Origin of the sequence: Kitasatospora sp. NPDC057518 (assembly GCF_042802075.1) — a bacterium.
GTDB lineage: Bacteria > Actinomycetota > Actinomycetes > Streptomycetales > Streptomycetaceae > Kitasatospora.
In genome coordinates this window covers 1-5,165 of sequence record NZ_JBHVEU010000554.1, presented here as the reverse complement: position 1 = coordinate 5,165, position 5,165 = coordinate 1, and the positions used below count along the sequence as shown (strand labels likewise).

General features: G+C 73.0%; 5 protein-coding genes and 1 tRNA gene. 5 read left to right on the top strand and 1 reads right to left on the bottom strand.

Annotation, left to right across the window (positions count from 1 at the left end):
• Together ACFU7Z_RS35850 and ACFU7Z_RS35845 are read left to right on the top strand one after the other, a co-directional pair.
• Positions 1–306: hypothetical protein (locus ACFU7Z_RS35850; protein ID WP_380782189.1), on the top strand; the 306-nt coding region annotated here is incomplete at its 5' end.
• Between the two features lie 33 nt (positions 307–339).
• Positions 340–416: transfer RNA gene (locus ACFU7Z_RS35845), tRNA-Met, on the top strand.
• 586 nt (positions 417–1,002) lie between these two features.
• Here the strand turns inward: ACFU7Z_RS35845 and ACFU7Z_RS35840 are convergent.
• Positions 1,003–1,440: a hypothetical protein gene (locus ACFU7Z_RS35840; protein WP_074002930.1), complete on the bottom strand. Its 438-nt coding sequence runs from the start codon at positions 1,438–1,440 to the stop codon at positions 1,003–1,005.
• A 343-nt stretch (positions 1,441–1,783) separates the two neighbouring features.
• Here ACFU7Z_RS35840 and ACFU7Z_RS35835 point away from each other — a divergent pair, with 343 nt between their 5' ends.
• The 3 genes from ACFU7Z_RS35835 to ACFU7Z_RS35825 all read left to right on the top strand — a co-directional run.
• Entirely contained in the window at positions 1,784–2,413 is a 630-nt protein-coding gene (locus tag ACFU7Z_RS35835) for a hypothetical protein (RefSeq protein ID WP_143204554.1), read from the top strand.
• A gap of 318 nt (positions 2,414–2,731) precedes the next feature.
• Positions 2,732–4,006 (top strand): hypothetical protein, encoded by a 1,275-nt coding sequence (locus ACFU7Z_RS35830; RefSeq protein ID WP_380782187.1) that lies wholly within the window; start codon positions 2,732–2,734, stop codon positions 4,004–4,006.
• A 475-nt stretch (positions 4,007–4,481) separates the two neighbouring features.
• Positions 4,482–5,165 (top strand): BTAD domain-containing putative transcriptional regulator (locus ACFU7Z_RS35825; RefSeq protein WP_380782185.1); only part of this gene is annotated, 684 nt, incomplete at its 3' end.

Sequence of the window (5,165 nt, the reverse complement as noted above, 5' to 3'; positions counted from 1 at the left end):
CCGCACCGACCCCGGCGCGGCGGTGGCCGCCCTACGCCCGACGTGGAACGGGTCGCCTCCCAGAGGAAGGCCCTGGCGGACCTCCAGAGCAAGGCGGGACGCGTCCTGTCCGGAGAGAACGCCGACCGCCTGGCCTCCGCCGTACAGCACCTGGTCGCCGTGCTGACCGCCGTCGGCATCGACTGGCAGCCGCCCGAGCCCCCGGCTGGCGAGAGCAAGAACCTGGCCACGGCGGCCCTCAAGCCGAACGAGATCAGCGCGGCCCTCGCGCCGTTCGCCGGTGCCCGGGCCGAACCGAGTTGGTGATCACCGACTGGTGCCGTACAGTCGGGAGCACGACGCGGGGTGGAGCAGCTCGGTAGCTCGCTGGGCTCATAACCCAGAGGTCGCAGGTTCAAATCCTGTCCCCGCTACCACGAACGCCGAAGGGGCGGACACAGTCACGTGTCCGTCCCTTCGGCGTTCCTCGCGCTCTACTGAAGGCGCCGGTTCTTCGGTGCGCCAGCACGCCGGTTGACCTGTTGATCGGGGGATTCCAGCCGGTTCCGGACGCGGCGCCGGAGATTGCCGATGGCGAGCCGCCGAGCCGCTCGGCCAGGTCGGTCGGCGAGTGATTGCCCCGGCCGAGCTCGTCGTTCCGGTAGGTGTCGCGGGCGATCGTTCCCAGGTCGACAATGGCCCACGTCGCCAGTACCAGGTAGCCCTCCCGCACCCGGAACTGGGCTTCGATCGCCCGGATTCCCGAGGGTGCGGCCGGCGGCGAACGGGGTTCTGGCGGAGTCGGGAGGCGCCGTGAGCGGGCGGTTGCGCTGGACGCTGCCGCCGCGACCGGGGAGGAAGCGGCGGCCGGCTCCCGTGCTCGGGCTGCGCGACATCGGCCGGTTCGCCGTGGCGGGTTGCGGGTACCGGTTGACCTGCTGCGGTGGGAAGAGTGCCCTCCCGCCGAGGGCGGTGGCGGGGTGTGCCCCGGGCGGGCCGGGGCACACCTGCGGGAGTCCGGTGTCAGCAGGCCACCACGGTGGAGACGGTGGCGGTCGAGGCGGGCCAGCCGGGCTGGTTCACCGAGAAGGTGTTGCTGACGGTGGCGCCGCACGGGGCGCTGGAGAAGACGCTGCCGACCTGGTTCGAGCCGGCCTGGACGAGGACGGTCGGGTTGACGGGGGCGAGGGGGGCGCCGCCGACGACCGTGCCGGAGACGGCGAAGCCGACGGACTGGGGCTGCCAGGACGGGTCACCGGCCGTGGCCACCCCGTAGAAGCGGACCTGGTTGCCGGTCACCTCGACGCAGGCCCGGGTCAGCAGTGGACCGGGCGCGCCAGGGGTGCCGCAGGTCACGACCGCGCCGACCGGCCCGGCCGGCGCGGCGGCGGCCCCCTGGGCGGTGGCCAGGGTGGTCAGGGTCGCGGCGGCGGCAACGACGGCGATGACGGTGGTCTTCATGGGTGTCTCTCCTCGGGGCAGGGATAGGAGGATGGGCGGAATGTGAAATGTCACATTCCGCTGGTGCCAGCATGGCAGCCCCCCGCACCCTGGGGTGCGGCATCCGGGAAGAAGGCGACCTTCCGCGGGTATCGGCCACCGAATGACCGGAATGGCCTGTCGGTGATCGCGCAAACCCCTGGCCCGACCCGCCCGGGCGGCCGAACCCCCTACCGGGAATGCAGGGTTCGGCGCCGACGGGTGCGGGGCACGAAGGCCGGGGCGCCGTCGAGGGCGGCGTGGCAGGATCGGCGGCACAGTCACGTTGAGGGAGGGTTTTGTGGCTCTGAGTCACGATGAGTGGGTGCTGCTGGAGGCCGTCGCTGCCGAGAGTTCGGGCTGGCTGGCCGGGGAGCTGCCCCTACAGCGCCGGATCGCGGAGCACGGGACCGTGCGCCGGCTCGTCGGAGCGAAGGTGTGCGAGTTCGCGAGTCCCGAACTGCTCGACGGTCTCGCCGTCGGCGAAGCCCGCCCGGCGTGGGCGGTTCGCGTAACCGGCCTGGGGCAGGACCTGCTGCGCTACCGGGCCCTGCGGGACCGTCCAGCCGAGCAGCCCGTCGTACCGGTGGACGACTGCGTGCCGGACACCACGATCAGCGTGCGTGCCTTCGACATGCCCCTTCTCCACGCCGTCCGCGAGGACGCGAAGGCCGGCCTCCTCCCTGGGGTCGACGCCGACCTGCTGGGCGCGGCGATCGCCAGGGCGCGGACCGTAGAGGGCTCCAGCCGGCGCAGCGTGGACGTCACCGAGGCAGAGCTCGCCGTGATCCTGAAGGTGTTCTATCTGGAGTCCCTGCGGGGTGGCGGTGCGGCCGGCTACCGGCACGTCCTGCGCTCGTCGCCTCTGGCAAACGCCTTGAGGCCCGATCCGTACCGCCCGGAGGCGACCGTTGTGCGGCCTCGCGCCGCTGATTCCGCCGCGCTGGCCCGCTAGGGCCGGGTGGGTTTCTCCGTGATGCCGATGCCGGTGGCGACCCGGGCGAGGACGTCTTCGGCCTGGTGGTCGCCGACGTAGGCCGGGACGGTGGTCGCCGCGTTCCGGACGGGTGTGCCCAGGTCCTCTCCCAGGCCCTTCGCGGTACCCGCGGATGCCCGCAGGTCCGCTGGTCGGACCGGCGGGCACGGGTGGAATTCAAACAGAATGCCGGACCCTGTTGACTGTGGGACTGATGTTATTCGAGGCTTTTATTCGCCGATTCTAAACATTCGCACCGGTGTTTAAATTGCCGCTTCCTGTTTCTATTCTCCGGATATGGCGAACGGAGTTTTCCACACCGCGTACGGCATCGAGATCAACCTGACCATGCCCGACCTCGGCCATCCGGGTCGGCCCGGCCTGCTGGAGGAGGTCACCACCCCGATCGACCGGCGCGAGCGCGAGCTCCTGGAGTGCCTGGAGCACCACGGTGACGGCGCCTGCCAGGCCGAGGAGGACGGCCGGTCCCCGTGGATGACGATCCGCCGCCGGACGGTCGGCGGCCGCACCGTCTGGGTGGCCGCCCACCTGCCGGTGCGCCACACCCCCACCCCGGAGGAGAGCGCGAAGCACCAGGCGATGAAGGAGCGGATCGCCCGGGCCGCCGAACGCCACGGCCACCGGGCCGAGATCGGAGCCCGCGCGACCGACGGCCGGATCCGCACCGACGTCCTCGTCACCGGCGACGACGGCCGGCGGATCGGATGGGAGGCCCAGTACTCGCCGATCACCGCCGACACCGTCCGCCGCCGCTCCCGCGCCGCCGCCGAGCACGGGATCGTCCCGCTGTGGGTGACCGACACCGACCGCTCCGCCGTCGTCGAGCGGGCACCCTGGGCCCGGGTCGACGACTTCAGCTGGAAGGAGATCGCCTCCCCGCTCGCCATGGTGGTGCGCGCCGGGGTGCGGCACCTGCAGCAGTGGAAGTGCCTGCCGAGCAGTGTGCGGCCCTGCCCGGTCAACGGCAGCTCCTGCGGGCGCTTCCACGCCGAGTGGTTCCTGCCCGCGCTGTGCCTGCCCGCGAAGGCACCCACCGAGGTCGACCAGCTCGTCGTCGCCAGCGCGGACGGCGAGTTCGTGCCGATGCGCATCCCCGACCAGCACGACCCGCGCTCCGTCTCCCGGATGTGGGTGCCCGCGGTCGATCGGGACCGCTGGCACGACATGTTCGGCCCCGACGAGGACGAGGACTCCCCGGCCGAACCCGGGGCCGGGGACGCCGGCATCACCTACACCCGCCAGGAACTCGACGCGACCTGCCGCTACGGCGAGGAGACCTTCACCTTCAACGACCCCCGGCCCCGGCGCGGGAACTCCGCGGGCACCGGCCTGCACACCTTCGACGAGGTCCCCGAACGGCTGTTCACGGTGCCCCGGCAGGACCGCCGGCTCGACGCCACCGAGACCCAGCGCCGCGAAGCCGCCCTCGCCCACGGCTGCGAGCCCTGGCAGATCGGCCCGTGCGCCGGCTGCGGGACACCGATCCGCCGCTACGGCGACACCGGCGTCCACGCCTGCGAGGCCTGCCGGGCGAGGACCGCCCGACGGTGAGCACCAGGACCAGCACGGTCGGCTTCCATAGGACCGCCCGGGGACTCCGGGGCACGCGGTGGGCGGGGCGAGGCCGTCCCTCCGCCACCCGCCGCCCGGTACCACCAACCGTGCAGCCGGCCCCCTCGTACGGGCCGTAGCCGCCGGTGCGGGCGACGCTCTCCCGGGCCCCGCGCCCGCCGAGCAGCGCGGCCCGGGTGGCGAAGTCCGGCAGCAGCAGGTGCGGCGCCCGGCGTCCGTACAGCGCGGTCGGCAGTCCTGCCCCGTCGGGCCCCGGCGGTGTGCCACCTGGCGCTGCCGCCGCGTTCAGGGGGTGTCGGCGGCGCAGCTCGCGCAGCAGTCGGTGTCCGGCGAGGGTGCGGGCCGGGGCACAGAGCAGTCGAGTGGGAGTACGTGGTCGGTGACGGAGCAGTGCGGTATCCGTGAAGTTCGACCTCCCGATTCCCAGTAGCCATCGGACGATAGGGTTCCGTCCATGGAGTTCCAGATCCTCGGCCCCGTGTCGGTCAGCGGGAGCGACGGGCCGTTGCCGCTCGGGCCCGCCAAGCGGCGCAGCCTGCTCGCGATGCTGTTGCTGCGGGCCAATGTCGCGGTCTCGGTCGACACGCTCACCGAGGCGCTGTGGGACGACGAACCTCCCCTGCACGCGCGCACCGTGATCCAAGGCCATGTCTCGCGCCTGCGGGCACTGTTGGCGGGCGTCGACGCATCGGCGTACGGCGTCGAGCTGAGCACGCGCGGCTCCGCGTACCACCTGGAACTGCCGGAGACGCTGGTCGACGCCCACCGCTTCGACGGCCTTGTGGCGCTCGCCCGCCGTGCCACCGACCCCGGTGACCGGGCCGCGCTGCTCACCGAGGCGCTCGCCCTGTGGCAGGGCCCCGCGCTGGCCGGCGCCTACCCGTCGCCGCTGCTGCGCTCCGCCGCGCACACCTTGGACGAGGCGCGGCTCGCCGCGGTCGAGCTGCTCGCCGACACGTACGTCGCGGGCGGCGAACACGAGCGCGCTGTCCAGCTGTTGCGGCCGGAGACCGGGGCCCATCCGCTGCGCGAGCCGCTGGCCGCCCGACTGGTCGAGGCGCTGCACCACGCGGGGCGTTCCTCGGAGGCCCTGGACGCCTACCACCGGGCCCGCCAGGTCCTGGCCGACCAGCTCCTG